This is a genomic window from Neglectibacter timonensis, from assembly GCF_900048895.1.
Classification (GTDB): Bacteria; Bacillota; Clostridia; order Oscillospirales; family Acutalibacteraceae; genus Acutalibacter; species Acutalibacter timonensis.
Window position 1 is genome coordinate 600,762 of record NZ_LT160639.1, and the last position, 21,215, is coordinate 621,976.

Consider the following 21,215-nt stretch of genomic DNA (forward strand, 5'->3'; position numbering starts at 1 on the left):
CCAGTATACCCTTTTCCCCAGGGAAAAGTCAAATTGAAAGGATAATGGATATGAGCAGCCAAACCATTTTTCATGAGGACCCGTCAGTTCTCCACGTGGGATGTGCTCCGGAACGGAGCTACTACCTCCCCTGCCGGAACGCCGCCGAAGCTCTTGAAGGAACCTCTTCCCGGATACTTTCCCTGAACGGAGACTGGGCCTTCCGGTATTACGATTCTTTTTTGGACGCCATGGGCGCTGGAGGCGAAGACTTCCTCTGCTTCGATGAAGAGGAGATGGATGTGATCCCTGTGCCCTCCTGCTGGCAGAACCACGGATACGGAACTCACCAGTATACCAATGTGAATTACCCCTTCCCCTGTGACCCGCCCTATGTGCCGGATGAAAACCCCTGCGGGCTCTATGTGCGGCATTTTGAACGGACCGCAGAGGATCTGGCCCTGCGTCAATTCCTGAACTTCGAGGGCGTGGACTCCTGCCTCTACCTGTGGGTCAACGGCATCTTCGCCGGCTACAGCCAGGTCTCCCATTCCACTTCGGAGTTTGAGATTACCGATTTGCTTCAAACTGGAGACAACACCTTGATTGCGCTGGTGCTCAAATGGTGTGACGGCAGCTATCTGGAGGATCAGGACAAACTGCGGATGAGCGGGATTTTCCGGGACGTCACCTTGATTTCCAGGCCGCAAAATTTCCTGCGGGATTATTTTATCAAGGAAAGCTTCGCGGCAGACTATTCCTCCGCCGCACTTACAGTGGACCTCACGCCGGAAGGGGACGTCCGGGTTGCCGGCGTCTTGTACGGTCCAGACGGAACCGAACTGGGCAGAGCCGTTTCCGGGTCCGCGCTCTCTTTCCAGATCGAAGCTCCGGTCCTGTGGAACGCAGAGGAGCCGGCTCAATACACGCTGCTTCTGGAAACAGGGGAGGAAGCGATCCTGCAGAAAGTGGGGCTGCGAAAAATCGAGATCCGTGACGGCATAGTGCTTCTCAACGGTACGCCCATTAAATTCCGGGGCGTCAACAGGCATGACAGCGACCCTGTCACCGGCTACACCATCAGCCGTGAGCAGGCCCTGACAGACCTGGCTTTGATGAAGCGGCACAATATCAACGCCATCCGTACCAGCCATTATCCCAACGCGCCCTGGTTTCTCCAGCTCTGCTCAGAGTACGGTTTCTATGTAATCGCTGAAGCGGACGTGGAATGCCACGGCGTAGCCCAGGCCTACGGCGCTCACAGTATGGAGGCCTATGCCGACCTGGCGGACGACCCCCGGTTCCGTGATGCCATTCTGGACCGCGTGAAGCGCAGCGTGCTGCGGGATAAAAACAATGCCTCGGCCCTGATCTGGTCTCTGGGAAACGAAAGCGGCTTTGGAGAAAACTTTGAGAACGCCGGCCGTTGGGTCAAAGAATTTGATCCCTCCCGTCCGGTACACTACGAAAATTTCCTCACCTACCACAGCGACAGAAAACCCGATTTCTCCATGATTGATCTGTTCAGCTGTATGTATGCCTCGGTTGATTTTGTCGACGCCTATTTTGCCCCCTGGCCGGAGGGAAAACCGTTCGGCCAGTTCGCCAATTCCGAAAGCATCCCGGAGTCTCTCCGGTGGCAGTTGGAACGGCTGCAGAAGGTGGATCGCTCTGCCTTCTACTGTGAGGACGGCGTCCATAAAAAACCGTTTATTCAATGCGAATACATCCACGCCATGGGCAACGGCCCCGGAGACGCAGAGGATTATCAGCAGCGGATTATGGACTACGACGGCTTCTGTGGCGGGTTTGTCTGGGAGTGGTGCGACCACGCCGTATACGGCGGCCAGACCCCTGCAAACCGGCCTATCTACCGGTACGGCGGCGATTTCGGAGAATTCCCTCACGATGGGAATTTCTGCATGGACGGCTTGGTCTATCCGGACCGTACGCCCCACACCGGCCTGCTGGAGTATAAAAACTGTATCCGCCCGGTCCGCGCCTGCCGGAGCAGCCGGCCCGACGCCTTCCGGTTTCACAATTTCCTGGATTTCACCGCCACTGGCGAATTCCTGGAAATTTCCTGGGAGGCTTCTCAGAACGGCGAGACTCTTCTCGGCGGCGTTCTGGAACTGCCCTCCATCCCGCCCCATGGGGAAACTGAGGTACAAATTTCCGGACTGCCGGACTCCGGACTCTCCACAATTACCTTCTTCTATACCGCCAGCCAGGACAACCCCTTCTGGGAGGCAGGCCATCTGCTGGGATTTGATGATATTGTGCTCAGCGAGGAGCCTCTGCCGCAGCCTGCCCTGACTCCCGGCGTTCTCACTCTGGAAGAAGATCCCCGCCGCATCATGGTCAGCGGCGGCAGCTTCCGCTATGAATTCGACCGCAGCAGCGGCCTTTTCTCCTCGATGGTGCTCAAAAACCGCTCCTTCCTGGAAAAGCCCATGGAGTGGAACATTTACCGCGCCCCCACCGACAATGACCGGAACATCGACCTTGCGTGGCGTCAGGCCGGCTATGACCGATCCACTGTCAAGGTATATGAGAGCAGCGCCTCCCTCACCAATGCGGGTACAGCGGTCATCACCTGCCGGCTCGGCCTGGCAGCAATTTCCATCCGAAAATTCCTGGACATCACCGCCCGCTGGGAAATTGACGGCAGCGGCATGATCCGTGCGGAGTTTGCCTGCAACCGCGATCCCAGATTCCCCTTCCTGCCCCGGTTCGGCGTACGCCTGTTCCTGCCAAAAGCCTTCTCTACCGCGGAATATCTGGGCTACGGCCCCTGCGAAAGCTACTTGGACAAACACAGGGCTTCCAGGCTGGGCGTATTCGCCGGAGAGGTTTCCTCCCTGCATGAGGATTATATCCGGCCTCAGGAAAACGGCTCGCACTGCGGCTGCCGGTATGTGACCCTCACTGACGGCGCTTCCGCTCTGACAGCACTTTCGCCCACGCCTTTCTCTTTCAACGCCTCCCCCTACACCCAGGAAGAGCTGCGGGAGAAGAAGCACAATTATGAGCTAGAGCCGGATGGCAGCACAGTGCTCTGTCTGGACTACAAGATGAGCGGCGTCGGTTCCAACAGCTGCGGCCCTGCGTTGCTGCCCCAGTACCAGCTCAGAGAAGAGGCTTTCTCCTTCTGTTTTACCCTTCTGCCGGAATGATCTGTACCGTACATTACTGACTCAGGGAGGCTTCCATGATTTCTGTACCTGTGATCCTGACCTTTGCACTGGCCCTTTTCCTGACGCTGCTGTTCCCCATCATGTTGATCCTGATCCTGGCATGGAAGAAAAAAATCAGCCTGCTGCCCCTGGGCTTTGGTTTTCTCTCCTTTCTGCTCTCTCAGGTGCTCACGCGCATTCCTCTGCTTCAGGCTTTCTCCACACAGGAATGGTATCAAAATTTCGCCGTCCTTCACCCCGTTGTATTGGGGTTGCTGCTGGCCTTTACCGCCGGGCTGTTTGAGGAGACAGCCCGGCTGGGGGGCTCGGCACTGCTGGGCCCCAGAAAGCCCGCATTCCCGGGAGGGCCGGCAAGGCCGGGTTACCGCACTTTTGAGGGCGCGCTCTCTTTCGGTCTGGGCCACGCTTTTTGTGAAGTGATTCTGCTCGCCGGGCTCACCCATATCAACAACCTCATCTTCTGTTTTCTGGTCAGCAGCGGCAGTTCCCAGCTTCTGGCCCAGCTGCTGCCGGCGGGACAGCTGGAGCTGGTTACCGCCCAGCTGTCTGCGGTCCGGGTTCCGGATATCCTTGCAGGATTGCTGGAACGGCTTTCCGCCGTACTGTTTCATCTGTTTGCCACCTCGCTGGTGTTCCTGGCAGCAGCCAGACGGAAATGGATACTGTACCCGGCAGCGATACTGGCTCACACGGTATTCAACTGTGTGGCGCTGCTGCCCCTGGGCATTTGGCCTATTGAGCTGCTTCTATTTGCCCTGGCTTTGCTGTGCGGTTTTCTCTTTCGGAAAAGCCGGAGCTGGTTTCCCAACGCAGAAACAGGAGGGGCCGGAACCTCCTAGCCCTTCCTGTTTTTCGGCTGCTGTAAAAGTAATTGAATCGAGGTAAATACTATGCTCAAAAAGATGTATCCCATCGAAGAGGCGCCTTTTCTTCGAGAAGTGGTGGATGTAATCTCCAACATGTACCGGCTGGGCTGGGACGAGCGCAACGGCGGCAATCTCAGCTACCGTCTGGATCCGGAGCTGACCTCCCAGTATTTGGACCTTACCGCCGTCAAGCGCCGGATCGACATCGGTTTTGACGCTTCCGCACTTCGCGGAGAGCTGTTCCTGGTGACGGGAACGGGAAAATACTTTAAGAATGTGGCTGCCTGTCCCGCTCAAAATCTGGGGATTTTCCGGGTGGCGGAAAACGGCAGTGAAATCGAGCTTTTATGGGGCTATGAGGATGGCGGCAAACCCACCAGCGAGCTCCCCACCCACCTGCTCAACCACGCCGAACGGATGAAGATCGATCCGGAGCAGCGGGTGGTACTCCACTGCCATCCCGGCAACACCCTGGCCATGACTTTTGTGCACGATCTGGACGAGCGCTCATTCACCCGCACTCTCTGGCGGATGATTACCGAATGCATGGTAGTGTTCCCGGAAGGCGTTGGCGTGATCCCCTGGATGGTATGCGGAACTCTGGATATCGGCAGGGCCACCGCTGCAAAAATCCAGGACGTGCGGGTGGTCATTTGGGCTGCCCACGGTATTTTCGGCGTAGGCAGCAGCATCGACGAAGCCTTCGGCCTGGTAGAGACCGTGGAAAAGGCGGCTGAGGTATATATGAAGATCGGGGACCGTCCTATCAAACAGTCTATCACCGATGCCGAGCTGGCTGAGCTGGCAAAAGCCTTTGGCCTGACGCCCCGTCCCGGCTACCTGGAGCTGTAATCATTTTAATTTAATTCGCCGCTCTGCCTGGAAACCCATTTCCAGGCAGAGCGGCGTTCCTTTTTACCCATAGATTTTATGAAGGAAGGAAGCTTTTCCTGCCTTTCCTGTTTGTATTACTTCTATTTAGCAAACGAGACCTGGCTGACCAGCAGGTTCAGCAGAGGATTTGTCAGCAGGTTGCAAAGAAAGCTGTAGCAGATGAATTTCTTCCTCCTGATGATACAAAATATCCCGATTCCCTCTAAGAAAGCTGTGAGTAAGAAATTCAACAGAACAATAAAAAAAGCATTCACCGTTTTCGCTTTTCTCCGATTTCTTGTTCCGATATATCCGCAGGAGGCGGATTGCCGCAAGCACCACGGCCCAAAGGACTAAAAAACAGACAGACCTATCCCAACGGTTACTTCGCCGAACAAAGGCGCCATACAAAATGCAGAAACAGGCAAAGTCCACACAGAAGTGGGACCAGGTATGGAAAGCCAGTTTTCTGTTATTCCCCCTCATAATAGTCCACACTGTCAGCATCCCGGAAGAAGCCTGCGGAGACGTTATGCACGATGACTCCCGTTTTGCCGGAACGCGGATAGCGCACCACCTCCGGAGACTGCACGGTATCCACATCCAGGTAGGAAAGCGTCTCCGTCTCAGAAGGATTCCGCAGCAGATGTGCCGCCCTTTCCCCCGGAGGACACACAATGACGTCGCCCGCCTTCACTCTTTTCTCACCCTCCGGCGTTTCCAGAACGCCTTCGCCGCCTATGATATAGAAAAGTTCTGTGCTTGCCGTGTGATAATGATAGGGGTAGTTGGCCTTTCCGGGAGATATCTCATAAAACGCCGCATAGCAGGTATCAAACTCCGCCCGGCTTGTGATTTCCTGTTTCCGGTACTCATAGAGTTCATGCTCCGCCTTTTCCCGCACGGGCAGCATATCCCGGCTGGTCAGCAAAATCTCTTTTCTCATTCCGATACCGCCTTTCTCCTTCCAAGCCGCGCTTCAGCTTTTCACTTCCGGCACGTCCAGCAGCTGGTTATAGATGCTGGACGTCTTTCCGCCCTTCAGATAGACGCGGGGCACTCGCTTGGAAATGCCGCAGACCACCTCGTAATTGATACTGTGCTCACATTTGGCCAATTCGTCAGCGATGATGCATTGATCCCCGTCTCTGCCGATCAGCGTCACTATGTCGCCCTCCTGTACTTCCTCCAAATGGGTGACGTCCGCCATCAGCTGATCCATACAGATGCGGCCCAAAATGGGACAGCGCTTTCCCCGGATGAGCACCTGCGCCCCTTCCGGAGACAGGATTCTGGGGTAGCCGTCCGCATAGCCGATGGGAACTGTGGCAACCCTTCGGTCTTCGCCCGCCCGGAAATCCCTGCCGTAACTGACCGTGGCTCCTTCCCGAATGGTCTTCACATGGGAAACCACAGATTTCAGGGATAGCACCGGCGTCAGCTTGGGCCTATTCCGCACATCTTCAGAGGGATAGAGTCCATAGAGAACGATTCCTGCCCGCACCATGTCCAGATGGCAGAGCGGATGGTCGAACACCGCGGCCGAGTTGGCGCAGTGACGCACCTCAAAAGATACGTCTTCTCTGAGAAGAGCCTCAATCATCTCTTTGAAGCAACCGTACTGCCGCATGGTGAAAATATCGCCCTCACGGCCTTCGTCGGAAACGGCAAAATGGGTGAAGATGCCTTCGGGATAGAGTCCCGGCAGCCCGCAAACCGCCTTGACCTCCTCCACTGCGCCGGCGTCCCGGTTGATGTCCTGAAAGTAGAAACCCAGGCGGCTCATTCCCGTGTCGATCTTCACATGGATTTTCACGGTACAGCCTGCCGTCTGCGCACAGTTGGAAAGCTCTTTGGCATATTCCGTAGAATACACGCACTGAGAAATCTCATATTTCGCAAGGGAAGCCGCCTCCTCCGCAGGCGTATAACCCAAAATGAGCACCGGCTTCCGAATTCCTGCCAGCCGGAGCTGCAGGGCCTCCTCCAGATTGGAAACGGCAAACCAGTCCGCTCCCAGAAGTTCGAATTCTTGGACCATACGAACTGCTCCGTGGCCATAGGCATCCGCCTTTACCACACAGCAAAGCTTCGCTTTAGGGTCCATACATTTTCGTACCTGTTCATAATTCCGGGCCAGGGCATCAAGATCGATCTCTGCCCAGGTCCGCCTCAATATTTCTTTCATCTGCTGCCACCTTCCCGTCTTTCTGAAGAAAGACGGCCAAAGACTTTTATTTCGCGCCCTCGCTCGCATGGAATTGGAGAACTCGCTTCCGCGTTTTTGTGGGATACTCCCGATGGATGCGTCTTTCTGAAGAAAGAAGGCCCAAGACTTTTATTTCGCGCCCTCGTTCGCATGGGATTGAAGAACTCCCTCCCACAATTTTCCAGGATGCTCCCGATGGACCCGTCTTTCTGAAAAGAAAGACGGCCCAAGACTTTTATGCCACGCTCTCTCACGATACCCTTTCATAAAGCAGAGGGAGGAAAAAGCCTCTCCTCCCTCGATAAAGCCACGCATCTGCTGCCCTATCACTTAAAGTATTTCACGCCCGATTCAAATAGAAGCTGATCTTTCTTTCCAGGCACATTTTTATAGAGGTTTTCGCCCTTGCGCTCTGAATGGCCCATCTTGCCAAAAATCCTGCCGTCAGGGCTGGTGATGCCTTCGATGGCGCAGACCGAACCGTTGGGATTCCAATGAATATCCCCGCTGACGGTACCGTTGGGATCCACATACTGGGTGGCGACCTGGCCGTTTTCAATCAAGCTGCGCAGCGCTTTGCTGTCAGCCACAAACCGCCCCTCGCCGTGGGAGACAGGTATTGTATAGACCTCCCCAGCCCTGGTTCCAGCCAGCCAGGGAGATTTGGTGCTGGTCACCCTGGTATAGACCATTCTTGAAACATGACGGCCCAAGCTGTTGAAGGTCAGAGTGGGATCGTCTTCCTTAGGCTCCGTAATCTTTCCATAGGGTACCAGACCCAGCTTGATCAGCGCTTGGAAGCCGTTGCAGATACCCAGCATCAGGCCGTCCCTTGTCTCCAGAAGGTCTGTGACCGCCTGGGCAATCTTGGGATTGCGGAAGGTTGTGGCGATGAACTTACCGGAACCCTCCGGCTCGTCGCCCCCGGAGAAACCGCCGGGAAGCATGACAATCTGCGCCGAGCGGATCGCCTTTTCCATCCGGTCAATGGTTTCTTCAATGTCGTGTACGGAAAGGTTTTTCACCACCAGGATCTCTGTCTCAGCACCCGCTTTTTCAAAGGCGCGGGCAGTATCCACCTCGCAGTTGGTACCCGGGAACGCAGGAATAAAGACCCTGGGGCGCGCAGCCTTAATAGCCGGAGCCCTGCGGTTCCTCTCGCTGCACAGCGGAATATCCGCCGTGATCTCTACCTCCGGCGCGTAATTCGGAAAGATTTTTTCCAGCGTGCCGTTCCAGGCGTCAATCAATTCATCGATGCTACACTTCTGCCCACCCAGTTCCACGGTATCGCAGCAGACAGTATGTCCAAGCGTGACCACCCGGTCGCTGCGCACCTCGGCTTCGCTGGAAAGCTCCGCCACAATGGCGCCGGCCTTGGGCGCAAAGAGGATTTCTTTGGAGAGTCCCTCTTCAAATTTAAAGCCCATCTTGTTTCCAAAGCACATTTTTGCAACGCAGGCCGCCGCACCGCCTTCCCGCACTACCCCGGCGGAAATCACATCGCCGATCTCAATATGCCGTTTCAGACTGCGGTAATAATGCTTCAGGCGCTCCCAATCAGGCATGCCGTCCTCTGTCTGGGGAATCTGAAGCAACACCACACGGGAACCGGCGTTTTTCATAACGGCAGAGATGGTGCTGCTGGCCTTCGTCATGGCCACCGCAAAGCTCACCAGCGTGGGAGGGACATCCAGCTGTTCGAAGGAACCGGACATGCTGTCCTTTCCGCCAATGGCGGGCAGCCCCAATCCCAGCTGGGCGGACAAAGCCCCCAGCAGGGCGGCTGCGGGCTTGCCCCAGCGCTTTGGGTCCTCATGCAGGCGTTCAAAATATTCCTGGAAGGTAAGCCGTGCCTTCAGCGGGTCTGCGCCCACCGCCGCCAGCTTGGAAAGACTCTCCACCACGGCATAGGCAGCCCCCAGGAAAGGAGAATACCGGGCGATTCCCGGAACATAACCGTAACCCATGGCGGTGGCGTCGTCCGTCTCGCCGTCGAGCACCGGGATCTTCGCCACCATGGCCTCCTCCGGCGTCAGCTGGTATTCCCCGGCAAAGGGCATCAGCACCGTGGCTGCGCCGATACTGGAATCAAACCGCTCGGAAAGCCCCTTCTGACCGCAGACCTCCAGCCGGGCCAGATCTGCCTTGAGGGCGTCGACACCCTCTTTCTCCTTCAAACTCTCCGGCACGGATTCCCTGTAATTCTCCGACGCAGGCGAAGAGATGTAGGCATCGGCGTTCTGTGTAACGCCGTTGGTATCCAGAAAAGCACGGGAAAGATTTACAACCTGGTCGCCCCGCCACTCCATTTTCAGCCTGGGCTGCTCCGTCACAATGGCAACAACCTGGGCGTCCAGGTTTTCCTCCGCCGCCATTGCGCAGAACTTCTCCACATCGCCGGGATCCAGAACTACGGCCATACGCTCCTGGGATTCCGAGATAGCCAGCTCGGTACCGTCTAGGCCCTCGTATTTTTTCGGCACTTTGTTGAGATCGATCTTCAAACCGGGAGCCAGCTCACCGATGGCCACACAGACGCCGCCCGCGCCGAAATCATTGCAGCGCTTGATCAGGGCTGCGGCTTCCGCGTTTCGGAACAACCGCTGAATTTTCCGCTCTGTAGGCGGATTGCCCTTCTGTACTTCAGCGCCGCAGACCTCCACCGATTTCTCCGTGTGGGCCTTGCTGGAGCCGGTGGCTCCGCCGATGCCGTCGCGGCCGGTGGCCCCGCCCAGCAGCACAATGATGTCGCCCGGCTCCGGCTCTTCCCGCTTTACATTGGCCTTGGGAGAGGCGCCGATCACTGCTCCGATTTCCATCCGCTTTGCCACATAGCCGGGATCGTAAAGCTCGGTGACCTGCCCAGTGGCAAGCCCTATCTGGTTTCCATAGGAGGAATAGCCGGACGCTGCCCCAGTGGTAATTTTCCGGGTAGGCAACTTGCCGTGCAAAGTCTTTTCAAAGGGGAGGGTAGGATCTCCGCTGCCCGTCACGCGCATGGCCTGGTACACATAGGCCCGGCCGGACAGAGGGTCACGGATTGCACCGCCCAGGCAGGTGGCGGCGCCGCCGAAGGGTTCAATCTCTGTTGGATGGTTGTGGGTCTCATTCTTAAATTGAATCAGCCAGGTCTCCGTTTTCCCGTCGATGGTGACGGGCGCTTCGACGGAGCAGGCGTTGATCTCATCGCTCACATCAAGATCAGGTACCAGGCCCTTTTTCCGTAGATATTTCCCGCCGATAGTGGCCATATCCATCAGGGAAACAGGTTTTTCCCTTCCGGCATACAGCTCCTCCCGCACAGAAAGGTATTCCTTCAAGGCACGCTCCACCGCCTTGCTGAGCTTGCCCTCCTCCACTTCGATCCTGTCGAGCCGGGTCAGGAAAGTGGTATGGCGGCAGTGATCGCTCCAATAGGTATCGATCACCCGCAGCTCCGTCACCGTGGGATCTCTCTTTTCCTCGTCCCGGAAATAATCCCGGCAGAACAGCAGATCGGAAAGGGTCATGGCAAATCCCATAGAATCAAAATAACGCTTCATCTCAGCCTCATCCCAGGAGATAAAGCCTGTCACCCTGGCAACATCCGCAGGACGCTCCGACTGCAGTTCCAGGGATTCTGGCTTCTCCATAGAGGCCACACGGGATTCCACAGGGTTTACCAGATATGTTTTGATCTTTTCAAACTCTTCCTCGGTCACATTTCCTTTCACGCCGATCACCTTGGCGGTAAGTACGGCGGGACGCTCCCCCTGCGTCAGCAGCTGAATGCACTGTGCGGCGGAATCGGCCCGCTGGTCATATTGGCCGGGCAGGTATTCCGTGGCAAAGGCCCGGTATTCCAAGGGCAGGCGGTACTCCTCCCCATAGACGCTGTCCATGTTGGGCTCGGAAAAAATAGTCCGGGCCGCCGCCTGAAACTGCTCCTCGCTCAGGCCCGAAACATCGTACCGGTTGAGAATACGTACTTCCTCAATACCGGAAATGCCCAGGTTTTTCTTGAGATCAGCCTTCATCTGGTTGGCCTCAACATCAAACCCTTTCCTCTTTTCCACAAAAACGCGCGTTACCATAGTCGAACGACCGTCCTTTCCCTTTGTCATTCCTGTTATCAAATGAATTTTTGCAGGAACCACCGCTGTCTCTTTCCTGTAAGACGGCAGCTCCCGCTGCAGAGAACACATGATAATCCCGAAACGTCTCGGTTTCCCGCCAACCCAAGGGATGTAACAGGGCTGCGAAGAAGATTCTTTCCATCCGTTATCCCAATAAAAAAGAACCGCTCCCGCGGACAATTCGGATTCACCTCATTGTACCACAAGAGCGTTTTTTTATAAATACAGTTCTTGCATTTTTTAAGAAAGTTCTATGAAACTTCCAAAATCACTTGCGGGTATCCCCTCCGATATCTCCAATGGAGAGGGCAACCGTGTGTTTGATCGGCTTCCATTCGGTACTGCCGAAAACAGCAACCAGCATGGCAATGCCAAAGGAGAACATGAAAAACGGGAAGGTGAAGGAATATTTCAGTTTCTTCGCCCGGCTGCAGTGGATACGCTTCCACTCGGTGGCCAGCGTCATCGCTCCCATGACATACATCAGAAGATAGGAATTTATGCTACCAATCAGCACAGAGCCAAAGAAAATGCCCATTTCCTGTCTTGCCTGGGTAATTCCCAGGATGAACATAACCGTGTTGAGCACGATGCCCAGCACTGTAAGCACCACCACGGGGATGGTATTCATCAGCATGTCGTAGCAGCCAAAATTTCCGGTATTGGCCATGGTTTTCACCAGGGCGCCTCCCCGCTTCGCCACTACCTGTAAGTATCCTTTTATCCAGCGGGAACGCTGGATAATCGACTGTTTGAAGCCCCGGGGCTGCTCGTCGTAAATAATGGCGTCGCCGCAGTAAGCGATTTTTTCACCCCTGGCAATCAGATCTGCAGAGAACTCCAAATCCTCTGTGAGCAGAAAATAGTTCCAGCCTCCGCAGTCCTCCAAGAGATCATCTGCAAACAGAAAACCGGTGCCGGAAACGGCGCAGCTGGTATGCAGGTAATCCCTGGGACGGTTAAGATATTCCGACTCTCTCAGAAAATACATTCCATAGCCTGCCGTAATCCAGTTGTCCCCAAAGTTCTTCGTATTCCGATAGCTGGTTACAGCTTTATTGCCGTTGGAGAACACCTTATTCATTTCTGTGACATAGTGGGAATCCAGCAAATTGTCTGCATCAAATACAAAATAGCCATCGTAGGTCTTTTCAGGAAGTTCATTTTTAAGCTTTGAGAGGAGAAAGTTTAATGCATAGCCCTTTCCAACCTGTTCCCTGTTTTTTCGCTCGAAAACCACTGCGCCGTGAGCGGCGGCTATCTTCGCCGTTTCGTCGGTGCAGTTATCCGCCACGACATAGACGTCTATCAGCTCGGCCGGATAATCCTGACCCCGGACGCTGTCCAGCAGCTGACCGATCACTTCGGCTTCATTGCGCGCCGCTATCAGCACCGCATAGCGGCACAGCTTCTGCGCCTGAAAAGTCCGCCTTTTCCGCAGCAGGCGAACGACCAAAAAAACAAACTGATAGCAATAACAGGCGGCAAACAGCGCCGCCAAAATAAAATTCAAATAGGATAGTGTCTTCATGCTGATACCCTGCCTTTCTTTCCATCCCGGGCCCTCATTGTCTCAAACAAATCTCAACTTTCTCTCAACAGGCCGGAATCCTCACAAGCTATTACCTTACGGTTCATGTCATTATATGGGGGAAGCCTTGCTCTCTCCCGACGCTTCCTGCGCAAAGTGCATTCTCTTTCGCCGGGCTATTATAGCACAGCCAGAAGCTTAATAAAACTATATTGTGAACAAATTAAAAACAACACGATGATTTTCTTACAAATTCATAACGGCGCAGAGAGAAATGAATTTTTTTTGGATATCTTGAAATTAGGGGTTGCAATTTCTCAGCGAATGCTGTAAGATAATACAGCAACAAAACCCGGGCGCTTAGCTCAGCTGGCTAGAGCACCTGCTTGACGTGCAGGGGGTCAGCGGTTCAAGTCCGTTAGCGCCCACCAAATCTGCGGTTCGCATTTTGCGGACCGCAGATTTTTTGTTTTCAAGCTACTTCCCACGCTATAAGCTCCTTTTAGAAGCTGAATGCTGATACATTCTCCTCCAAAGAAAAGTGCAGTCGATAAGGAGGAGAGAGATTTGAAAGATGCATTCGCTGCGAAACAGGCAGTCGCTCTCCATGCCGGTTAGAAGGCTATCCCTCTGCAGACAAGTACTCGTTTTTTAAAAATCACACCGGAAATGTTATAGAAAAATAAAAAGCAACGGGGTATGTTAAATATAATCTTATGAAAGGGGAACTTACTATGGCATTGATCCAGTACAATTACAAAAGCCAGTCCATTTCCAGAAACGTTCCTTTCACCGCAATCCTTCCCACAGACGATCTCAGCTTTTTCAAACCTGAAGAATTTGAGGCCCGGGGACAAAACCCCATCGGCCGGCGCAAAACCTATGTTTACGAGCCTGGAATGAAATTTCAGACCGTCTATGTCATGCACGGAGGCGGCGAGGATCAATCTGTATCAGCCCGTTATGTCGCGCTCGAACGCTATGCCCAGGCAAACAAGGTTATGCTGGTCTGTCCAGATTTCCAATTTTTCGGCACAGACTGCGCCGGCGGCAATTATTTTACTTACCTGACAGAAGAGCTTCCCAGAATCATTCAGACGATCTTTCCCTCTTCTCCCAAACGGGAAGACAACTTCATTATGGGCTATGCCATGGGTGCCAACGTAGCTTTGGGCATGGCTGTTCTGCGCCCGGACCTCTATCGCTCCTGTTTGGACATTTCCGGCGGTATCGGCATGACTTTGGTCACACAAACCATGGTAGAAGAGATGGCGAGCGATCATTTCCGTAAATTTATGCCTTCCTATCAGGTCGCGTTTGGCGAACCGGAGAATTTTCCCGGTTCCAGGTGGGACTTGTATCCGGCTGCCAAGAAAAACAAGGAGGAAGGTGTTGAGCTGACCGATGTGATCATAGCCTGCGGCAGCAAAGAATTCATCCGCAAGCGCGTGGAGGGCGACGTCGCTGCATTGCAGGAACTGGGACATCCTGTGACATATATCTGTGCCGAAGGCTATGACCACGATTGGATAATGTGGGAGAAGTACATGAAAGAGGGCCTCGATGAGCTTCTTCCCTTAAAACGCCACTATCTTTACCCCTAAAAATAAAAAAGACAGGAGGGTGCTTCCCCTCCTGTCTTTTTCATTTTCTGGTAGACTTTGGGCTGATCCCGTAAATCGATTTGTAAACTTTACTGAAATAGGCAAAAGAATCGAATCCGCATTCCACGGCAATATCTCCGATGGATTTCGAGGTAGTCTGAATAAGCGCACGGGCATACCGCATCTTTTCCCGAACAATTAATTCCTTACACGAGCATTCGGCAATCGTGCGCACGATGTGAGAAATATAGTCCGGAGAAATATGGATATGGTCAGAAATGGCCTGCCGGGTGATCTGCATGGCGACGTTATCCCGGATATACTGTTTAATCTGCTGGTAGTAATCCCGGTAGTTCTGCGAAGCCGCGTCTAAATTCCTATGTTCAGCAGTGGGATAAAGCTTTGTCACATTATTGTCCGTATTTTTGTACTCCAAATACTCCATAGCAGTCACATACCGGACGGCCGACCGCAGCTCCCGGAAGCTTGCGGGACAGTAGAAAATACCAATTGAGCAGCTCAGCGTCTCCTTCACCTGCTCTTCAAGTATTTCGAAATAGTCCTTGATATCATCATAGGAGGGCATAAACAACATTGTAAAAAAGTGGGAATCATCCTTGGAGTAGGTGGTGGTATATCCGTTTGCAAAAGAAAACACCGACTGCATCACTTCTGCGTACCGGCTCCTGCAGGACAGCTCCGGCAGAGGCAGCGCATACCATTCCCGAATTACAGTGAGGAAAAAGACACAGCTGTCTTCTTCTCTGCAGGGGCAGCCAAGCTCGTTAAGACGCCGGATTTTTTCTGCAAGCAGCGCTTCAAAGTTTTCGCTATCCTGAAGATCAGGCCAAGTTTTGAAAAAATGCTTTGCCGCATGATTGATTTCGTAATTGGAAAACTCACCTGCGCTATGCATCCGGGCGCTGTTATTTTGAAAAGAAATTTTGTCGGCTACCTTTTTCACGGAAGCCACGATACTGGCGTTGCTGGCAGGCTGTATCACATAGTCCATCACCCCCAACTCAATCCCCTGTTTCGCATAGGCAAAATCAGCATGGGACGTAAGCAGAATACATTCGATTTCACGCTTCTGCCGGCGTACCCAACGGATCAGTTCCAATCCATTTTCCACCGGCATCTCGATATCTGTAAGGAGGATTTGGATATTCTCTGTCTGCAGGATACTTTTGGCCAAAATTGCCGAGCTGGCGGAATACACCCGGTCAATTCCAGCGGCGTGCCAGTCTATGGTCGAAGTCAGCGACGCAATCACGCTGGGCTGATCATCCACGATTAGTATATTCATACAGCTGCCTTTCCGAGCTTTGCTCACAGGGGGTGACGATTTCTACAACAGCGCTGGGGCCGTCGTTCTTCAAAGTCAAGAAGGCTTTGTCCCCGAACACCAGAAAAAGCCTGTAGCGTACATTGAAAATACCGATATGGCTGCGCCGGTACATTGGCTTTTTCAAGTCAACATGGTTCTGCTGTTCCAAAACCTCCTCCGGAAAGCCTCCTCCCGAATCCCGTATGGTAAACTTCAGTTTTTTCTCACTGTTACCCGCATAAAAGGTCTCTATGGAAATGGAGACTGTCAGGGCGGAGCCTGTCTGCGTATGCTTAATACTGTTCTCCACAAAGGTAAGCAGCGACATCGGAATGCAGTTCATGCCCGCACATTCGCCGCTCAGCTTGAATTCCAAGTGGATTTCGTAAGCCAGGCTGTTGCAGAGCTCCACATAGTTTTGTATCGCTTCCAACTCATCCCGAATCGTGATAAAGGTTTTTGCATCCGAAAAAGCATGAGAGATGTACTTGGAAAGCGCGTAAATCAGCAGCTGCGCTTTATCGTATTCCTTGAGGTCTATTAATGAATTCAGATTCTTCATGCAGTTGAGATAAAAATGCGGGCGTATCTGCAGCTGGAAATACTGCAATTGAGCCTGCACGGCCGCCATACAGCTGTCGATCTCCTCTTCCTTGGAGCGTTTGACGGCGTCGAGCATCATATTGATTCCCTTGGCATAGGCGCAGATATCATCTATGGAATTCACAGGCGGTATTCTCTGATCAAAGTCACCGGCAGTAATCGCCTCCATCGAACGGGAGATAAGGTTCAGCGGCTTTGAAATGGAACGGGTCAGCGCCCATAAAGACAAGGGAATCAGCACCAGCAGAAAGAGGATTACCGCCAACAAAGTAATTTGTATCCCGGACAAGGGATAGCGAGCGGGATAAGAGTAGAAAAGATTCAGCTCAACAAGCGGCAAAGCCTTTGAAAAGACTCTGCGGTCTTCTGGTACGCTTACGGAAAAATCAAAAGCGGCGTTTTCTTTATAGATGGAACAGTAATTGGCATAGACCGGATTCTTCCGAGGGTCCACCACGGTAGTAATAGAACCGTACCGATCGGCGATTGAGCAAAAAATGTAAGGCAGCCTGTTCACCTCCCGCACCGTCAAGACAGCCGCCGTCCCTTCCGCAGAGAGTGTGCCGACGATGTCCTCCATCTCCTGTCTCAAAAAAAGGGCGTCAAAAGAGCGAAAGGATGGAAGATAATAGCCGCAGCTGGTATTATTCAGAACCATGCAGACCACCTCCGGATAGGAAAATATACCGGTTTGACTTTCTGCCATCACTGTCTGGCCATAGCGGTCTACGCTTTCATAGGAGCTGCTGTTACAAAAATAGATAAAGTCATTGGAGTAGGTGGCCATACGGGTCTCATTCATGACGCCGACCAGCGAAGCCTCGACGTTTTCCGCAATGTCGTCCGCCGCGGTATGGAATATTCCCTGCTGGTGGATCCTGGTCGTATAAGCGGTATAAGCGAACAGAAGGATTAACGTGACGGCGAATGGGATAAGCAGGAATACCGTCACATAGTTGAAGATATTGTTCAGCTTGATATGCTTCAAAAATTTCATAGGAATATCCTCTAATCTTCCTCTATCTGCCTACAAATATAGCATGTACCGACAAATAAATCCATATTGCCCGGTCTTACACTGCGCTTTTTTTATAATTCCATACGGTTTTTTAATAATTTTTGTAAAAAAATCTTCATTTCTTCAATTTTTATCAGCACATTTGATAGAAATTTTTGGTCTTTGAGAAGTAAAATTAGTGTAAGAGAAAACAAGGAGGGATCCCTGTGAAACGAGAAGACAGACTGCATAAAAAGCCGGAACCGGCGCTTCAAGGTTTTCGGGTGGGAGGCGGACTGAGGAACCTGCCGCACAATTTTGGGCTGGACCTGAGGCGGAATAAAGCGCTTTACCTGTTTTTAACCGTTATTCTCACATACTTTATTCTTTTTCACTATTTGCCCATGTTCGGCATCCTGATGTCCTTCGAGAAATTCTCTCCGGTAAAGGGGATTTTGGGAAGCAAATGGATCGGCTTCGACAATTTTATTGTCTTTTTTTCCGGCCCCTATGCCGGCCGGCTGATCAAAAACACCGCCCTCATCGGCGTGCTGGATCTGCTCATCAATTTCCCGGCCCCTATTATCTTTGCCTTGCTGCTCAACGAAATACGCCAAAATCACTTCAAAAAAACCGTGCAGACGATCAGCTATATGCCTTATTTTGTCTCCACTGTGGTGGCGGCCAGTCTGGTGATCAATTTTACAAAATCAGGCGGCGCTATATCGGAGTCCCTTAAATTCATGACCGGCGGATCCAGTGAAAATCTTCTGAATCTGCCTTCCTGGTTCAAGCCTATTTACATTTTAATGGGCACTTGGCAAGGCATGGGATACGGGTCTATTATCTATCTGGCGGCTTTAAGCAATGTGGATCAGGAACTCTATGACGCCGCCAAGGTAGACGGCGCCGGCTATTGGAAGCAGATGTGGCATATCACTCTTCCCGGCATCAGCGCCATGATCGTAATGATGTTCATTATGCGGATGGGCACAGTATTTTCAGTAGGCGCCGATAAGATTTTGCTGCTTTACAATCCTTCCACCTATGATACGGCCGATGTGATCAACACTTATGTCTATCGCATCGGAATGCAGGACATGAATTTCGGCTTATCTACAGCGGTCGGCCTGTTCAACTCCGTCATCGGAACTATTTTGCTCCTTACCTCCAACTCGGTGCTGAAAAAGCTTTCCGGCACTTCCATGTTCTGAGAAAGGAAGAAAAAAATGAAGATTAAGGAAAAGCCCAGCCGCATTTTATTCCTTTTGATTGACGTCATCGCTTTGCTGCTGATCACCTACGCCTGCCTAATGCCTATCTGGCATATGGTGATGGCGTCCATCAGCAACCCCACCTCTCTGAACACCCATCCCGGGATCGTCTATTTCCCGCTGAAAAACGTGGACTTCAACGCCTACAAGATCATTCTTCAGTACAAAAAGCTGTGGTCAGCATACGGCAATACCATCCTTTATATCCTCTGTACCTGTGTGCTTACGGCAGTGCTCACCACGATTGCAGGATATATTTTTTCCCGAAAGAGATTCTATTACCGCAACAGTTTTATGATCATTATTTCCTTTACCATGCTGTTCAACGGCGGGATGATTCCCAACTATATTGTAATGAAAAGCCTGCATCTGACCGATACTCCTCTAGTGATGATCATTCCCGGGGTCTTGAGTGTCTTCAATATCATCATCATGCGGACTTCCATGGAAAACGTCCCCACAGAGCTTGAGGAGGCTGCCAGGATAGACGGTGCCACAGACCTTCGCATTCTTTGGAGCGTGATTCTGCCGCTATGCAAGGCCACCTTCGCTGTGATCATGCTCTTTGCAGCCGTGGCAAAATGGAATGATTATTTTTCCGCCCTGTTGTATCTGCCCACCAGACGGGATTTGTACCCGCTCCAGATGGCCCTGCGGGAGATTGTTATCACCGCCACTGCGGACGTATCTTCTTCGTCCAACCTATTAGATTTATCGGAGAGTTCTACTGTGTATAAAAAGGCCATTGAGTACGCCTGCATCGTAGTTTCGACTCTTCCTATCCTCTGCATTTACCCGTTCGTTCAAAAATATTTCGTTACGGGTATTACCATGGGTGCGGTAAAGAGCTGAATATAAAAAGGAGGAAAACAAAATGAAGAAAAGACTGATCGCATGCATCCTGGCCACGGCAATGCTGATCGGCTGCCTGGCGGCTTGCGGCGGGAACAAGGAAAGCAGCGCCGTCTCCAACGAGCCTTCCTCGCAGTCCGGCGCTGATGAGCCTTCTTCCAAAACGTCTGCCCCGGAGAACGATGGAACTAGGGACATCAACGGGCTGACTCTGCCCATCACTCCTGAAAAGACAGAGATCAGCGTCCTGATGGTTTTTGAATCCAACGTGGTAGAGGATCCAAACGAAATTGCCGGCGTGCAAGCCATGGAGGAAGCCACCAACGTCCATGTGAACTGGATGTTCTACGGTCAAACCGAAATGATGGAGAAGTTTAACCAGATGATGGCTACCGGCGAGTTTTTCGACGTCATGTTCCCCGGAGGCACCTCTTCCTACTCCGGAGGCTACCAACAGGGCATTGAAGACGGCGTCCTGATCGATATGGACCCCTATATCAAGAAATATATGCCAAATTATATGGCCTTGCTGGAGTCAAATCCCGAAGCAAAAAAACAGGCTGCCTATGACGACGGCCTCATGCACTCCGTCAGAGTGCTCAGAGGCACCGATGAAAACCTGAAGGTTCCCGGCGCCTTCCTGGGCCCCGCCATCCGCGCAGATCTTCTGGAAAAAATGGGCGAGGACGTTCCTGAAACCGTAGACCAGCTTCATACCCTGCTTGTCAAATGCAAAGAAGCGGGTATGGCTGCCCCCATGACGCTTCAGGGGGACGGCGGCACCTCTTTGTCCCTGGCCTGGGGCGTCAACACCGACTGGTCCACCAATTTCTGGCAGTACGATGAGAAAACCGGCAAGGTATACTACGCTCCTTTCGCAGAAAACTGGGATGCCTATCTGGATACCATGCGCGACTGGTATGCGGAAGGATTGATCGACAAGAATTTCACTGTTGGCTCTCCTGTCATGTCCGGCGACTATTCCAATTATGAGAACGATCAAAGCATGTTTATTGACACCTGGTTCAATTTCCTGATGGGCAACGAGATTTATAAACAGGGTTATATTTCCAATGAAAACGTAAATCTGGTGCCGCTGACCGGGATTGTGCTCCACCCCGGCGACCCCACCATTTGGTGCGGCAACGAATCCTATGTGAGCCAGGAAATTTATGTCACCACCGAAGCGGAAGACAAGATCGATGTCGTCAGCAAATGGATCGACTATCACTATACCACAGAGGGCCTCCGCTATAAATACTATGGCATCGAGGGCGAGTCCTACACGCTGGACAGCAGCGGCGAGGTCACTTATACCGACGCTGTTCTCAACGACCCCAACGGACTGTCCATCGGGGACGCTCTGGGCAAGTACGCCATGCGCAGTTACTTTGGTTATCAGTCTGAAACCGCTGAAAATTCCGCCGCCATCGCTGCGGCTGAAGGAGGTTCTGTTTCCCTCATCGAAGCCTCCCAGGTCTGGAGCAGCGCCGACGTGACGATTCACGTGCCGCCTGCAACCCTGAGCCAGGAAGAAAGCGAATTTATCAACACCTATATCACAGATATTCAAACCATGCTGCAAGAGCGTATGACCAAGTATATACTTGGCACAGACACTTCTTCCCATGATGAATTCCGTGAGAAGCTGAAAGCTTCTCAAATCGAAGAATGTACCGCTCGCTGGCAGGCTGCCGTCGACCGATATAACGCCCGGTAATCAAAATCAAACCTGCGAAGACAGCGCGGACATCACTGTCCGCGCTGTCTTCCATCAAAAAAGGA

General features: G+C 52.5%; 13 protein-coding genes and 1 tRNA gene. 8 read left to right on the plus strand and 6 right to left on the minus strand.

The features are described from left to right. Window positions 1-50: 50 nt before the first annotated feature. From BN3911_RS07770 to rhaD, 3 genes are read left to right on the plus strand one after another with little or no spacing between them, the layout of a single operon-like run. Entirely contained in the window at window positions 51-3,155 is a 3,105-nt protein-coding gene (locus tag BN3911_RS07770; protein WP_066863643.1) for a glycoside hydrolase family 2 TIM barrel-domain containing protein, read from the plus strand. Between the two features lie 35 nt (window positions 3,156-3,190). Beyond that, window positions 3,191-4,015: a YhfC family glutamic-type intramembrane protease gene (locus BN3911_RS07775; RefSeq protein ID WP_066863648.1), complete on the plus strand. Its 825-nt coding sequence runs from the start codon at window positions 3,191-3,193 to the stop codon at window positions 4,013-4,015. A 51-nt stretch (window positions 4,016-4,066) separates the two neighbouring features. Beyond that, complete coding sequence (rhaD, locus tag BN3911_RS07780) at window positions 4,067-4,894, plus strand: rhamnulose-1-phosphate aldolase (RefSeq protein ID WP_066863650.1); 828 nt, start codon at window positions 4,067-4,069, stop codon at window positions 4,892-4,894. Window positions 4,895-5,387: 493 nt separating this feature from the next. On the opposite strand, the gene BN3911_RS07785 is transcribed toward rhaD, so the two are convergent. From BN3911_RS07785 to BN3911_RS07800, 4 genes are all read right to left on the minus strand, one after another. Beyond that, a complete protein-coding gene (locus BN3911_RS07785; RefSeq protein WP_066863653.1) occupies window positions 5,388-5,861 on the minus strand; it encodes a cupin domain-containing protein in 474 nt (157 codons plus the stop codon). Window positions 5,862-5,894: 33 nt separating this feature from the next. Beyond that, complete coding sequence (gene alr, locus BN3911_RS07790) at window positions 5,895-7,103, minus strand: alanine racemase (RefSeq protein WP_066863656.1); 1,209 nt, start codon at window positions 7,101-7,103, stop codon at window positions 5,895-5,897. Window positions 7,104-7,450: 347 nt separating this feature from the next. Continuing rightward, on the minus strand, window positions 7,451-11,200 hold the full coding sequence (locus BN3911_RS07795; protein WP_066863659.1) for a phosphoribosylformylglycinamidine synthase: 3,750 nt from the start codon (window positions 11,198-11,200) through the stop codon (window positions 7,451-7,453). 310 nt (window positions 11,201-11,510) lie between these two features. Continuing rightward, window positions 11,511-12,773: a glycosyltransferase family 2 protein gene (locus BN3911_RS07800; RefSeq protein WP_066863662.1), complete on the minus strand. Its 1,263-nt coding sequence runs from the start codon at window positions 12,771-12,773 to the stop codon at window positions 11,511-11,513. A 354-nt stretch (window positions 12,774-13,127) separates the two neighbouring features. Between BN3911_RS07800 and BN3911_RS07805 the strand changes: the two genes are divergently transcribed. Both BN3911_RS07805 and BN3911_RS07810 read left to right on the plus strand, forming a co-directional pair. Next, window positions 13,128-13,204 (plus strand) — tRNA-Val (locus tag BN3911_RS07805). 303 nt (window positions 13,205-13,507) lie between these two features. Further along, window positions 13,508-14,377: an alpha/beta hydrolase gene (locus tag BN3911_RS07810; protein WP_066863665.1), complete on the plus strand. Its 870-nt coding sequence runs from the start codon at window positions 13,508-13,510 to the stop codon at window positions 14,375-14,377. A gap of 40 nt (window positions 14,378-14,417) precedes the next feature. Here the strand turns inward: BN3911_RS07810 and BN3911_RS07815 are convergent, their stop codons facing one another. Both BN3911_RS07815 and BN3911_RS07820 read right to left on the minus strand, forming a co-directional pair. After that, window positions 14,418-15,683 (minus strand): response regulator transcription factor, encoded by a 1,266-nt coding sequence (locus tag BN3911_RS07815; RefSeq protein ID WP_066863668.1) that lies wholly within the window; start codon window positions 15,681-15,683, stop codon window positions 14,418-14,420. Beyond that, window positions 15,661-17,304, minus strand: a complete 1,644-nt coding sequence (locus BN3911_RS07820; protein ID WP_066863671.1) for a histidine kinase — start codon at window positions 17,302-17,304, stop codon at window positions 15,661-15,663. Before BN3911_RS07820 ends, BN3911_RS07815 begins: the two co-directional genes overlap by 23 nt. Window positions 17,305-17,531: 227 nt before the next feature. Between BN3911_RS07820 and BN3911_RS07825 the strand changes: the two genes are divergently transcribed. Genes BN3911_RS07825 through BN3911_RS07835 form a run of 3 tightly spaced genes read left to right on the plus strand, consistent with a single transcriptional unit; the run spans window position 17,532 to window position 21,150 of the window. Continuing rightward, window positions 17,532-18,518 (plus strand): ABC transporter permease, encoded by a 987-nt coding sequence (locus BN3911_RS07825; RefSeq protein ID WP_082942163.1) that lies wholly within the window; start codon window positions 17,532-17,534, stop codon window positions 18,516-18,518. Between the two features lie 15 nt (window positions 18,519-18,533). Next, window positions 18,534-19,430, plus strand: coding sequence for a carbohydrate ABC transporter permease (locus BN3911_RS07830; protein ID WP_066863674.1), 897 nt, complete (start codon window positions 18,534-18,536; stop codon window positions 19,428-19,430). 22 nt (window positions 19,431-19,452) lie between these two features. Continuing rightward, the gene (locus BN3911_RS07835; RefSeq protein WP_066863679.1) at window positions 19,453-21,150 is read left to right on the plus strand and encodes an extracellular solute-binding protein; all 1,698 of its coding nucleotides are present in this window, start codon (window positions 19,453-19,455) and stop codon (window positions 21,148-21,150) included. Window positions 21,151-21,215 lie beyond the last annotated feature (65 nt).

Excerpts from the sequence above, each read along its gene's own strand:
- rhaD (WP_066863650.1), top strand. The coding sequence starts at position 4,067 with ATGCTCAAAAAGATGTATCCCATCGAAGAGGCGCCTTTTCTTCGAGAA.
- BN3911_RS07830 (WP_066863674.1), top strand. The coding sequence starts at position 18,534 with ATGAAGATTAAGGAAAAGCCCAGCCGCATTTTATTCCTTTTGATTGAC.
- BN3911_RS07835 (WP_066863679.1), top strand. The coding sequence starts at position 19,453 with ATGAAGAAAAGACTGATCGCATGCATCCTGGCCACGGCAATGCTGATC.
- BN3911_RS07785 (WP_066863653.1), bottom strand. The coding sequence starts at position 5,861 with ATGAGAAAAGAGATTTTGCTGACCAGCCGGGATATGCTGCCCGTGCGG.
- BN3911_RS07815 (WP_066863668.1), bottom strand. The coding sequence starts at position 15,683 with ATGAATATACTAATCGTGGATGATCAGCCCAGCGTGATTGCGTCGCTG.
- BN3911_RS07810 (WP_066863665.1), top strand. The coding sequence starts at position 13,508 with ATGGCATTGATCCAGTACAATTACAAAAGCCAGTCCATTTCCAGAAAC.
- BN3911_RS07770 (WP_066863643.1), top strand. The coding sequence starts at position 51 with ATGAGCAGCCAAACCATTTTTCATGAGGACCCGTCAGTTCTCCACGTG.
- BN3911_RS07820 (WP_066863671.1), bottom strand. The coding sequence starts at position 17,304 with ATGAAATTTTTGAAGCATATCAAGCTGAACAATATCTTCAACTATGTG.
- BN3911_RS07775 (WP_066863648.1), top strand. The coding sequence starts at position 3,191 with ATGATTTCTGTACCTGTGATCCTGACCTTTGCACTGGCCCTTTTCCTG.
- BN3911_RS07795 (WP_066863659.1), bottom strand. The coding sequence starts at position 11,200 with ATGGTAACGCGCGTTTTTGTGGAAAAGAGGAAAGGGTTTGATGTTGAG.
- BN3911_RS07800 (WP_066863662.1), bottom strand. The coding sequence starts at position 12,773 with ATGAAGACACTATCCTATTTGAATTTTATTTTGGCGGCGCTGTTTGCC.
- alr (WP_066863656.1), bottom strand. The coding sequence starts at position 7,103 with ATGAAAGAAATATTGAGGCGGACCTGGGCAGAGATCGATCTTGATGCC.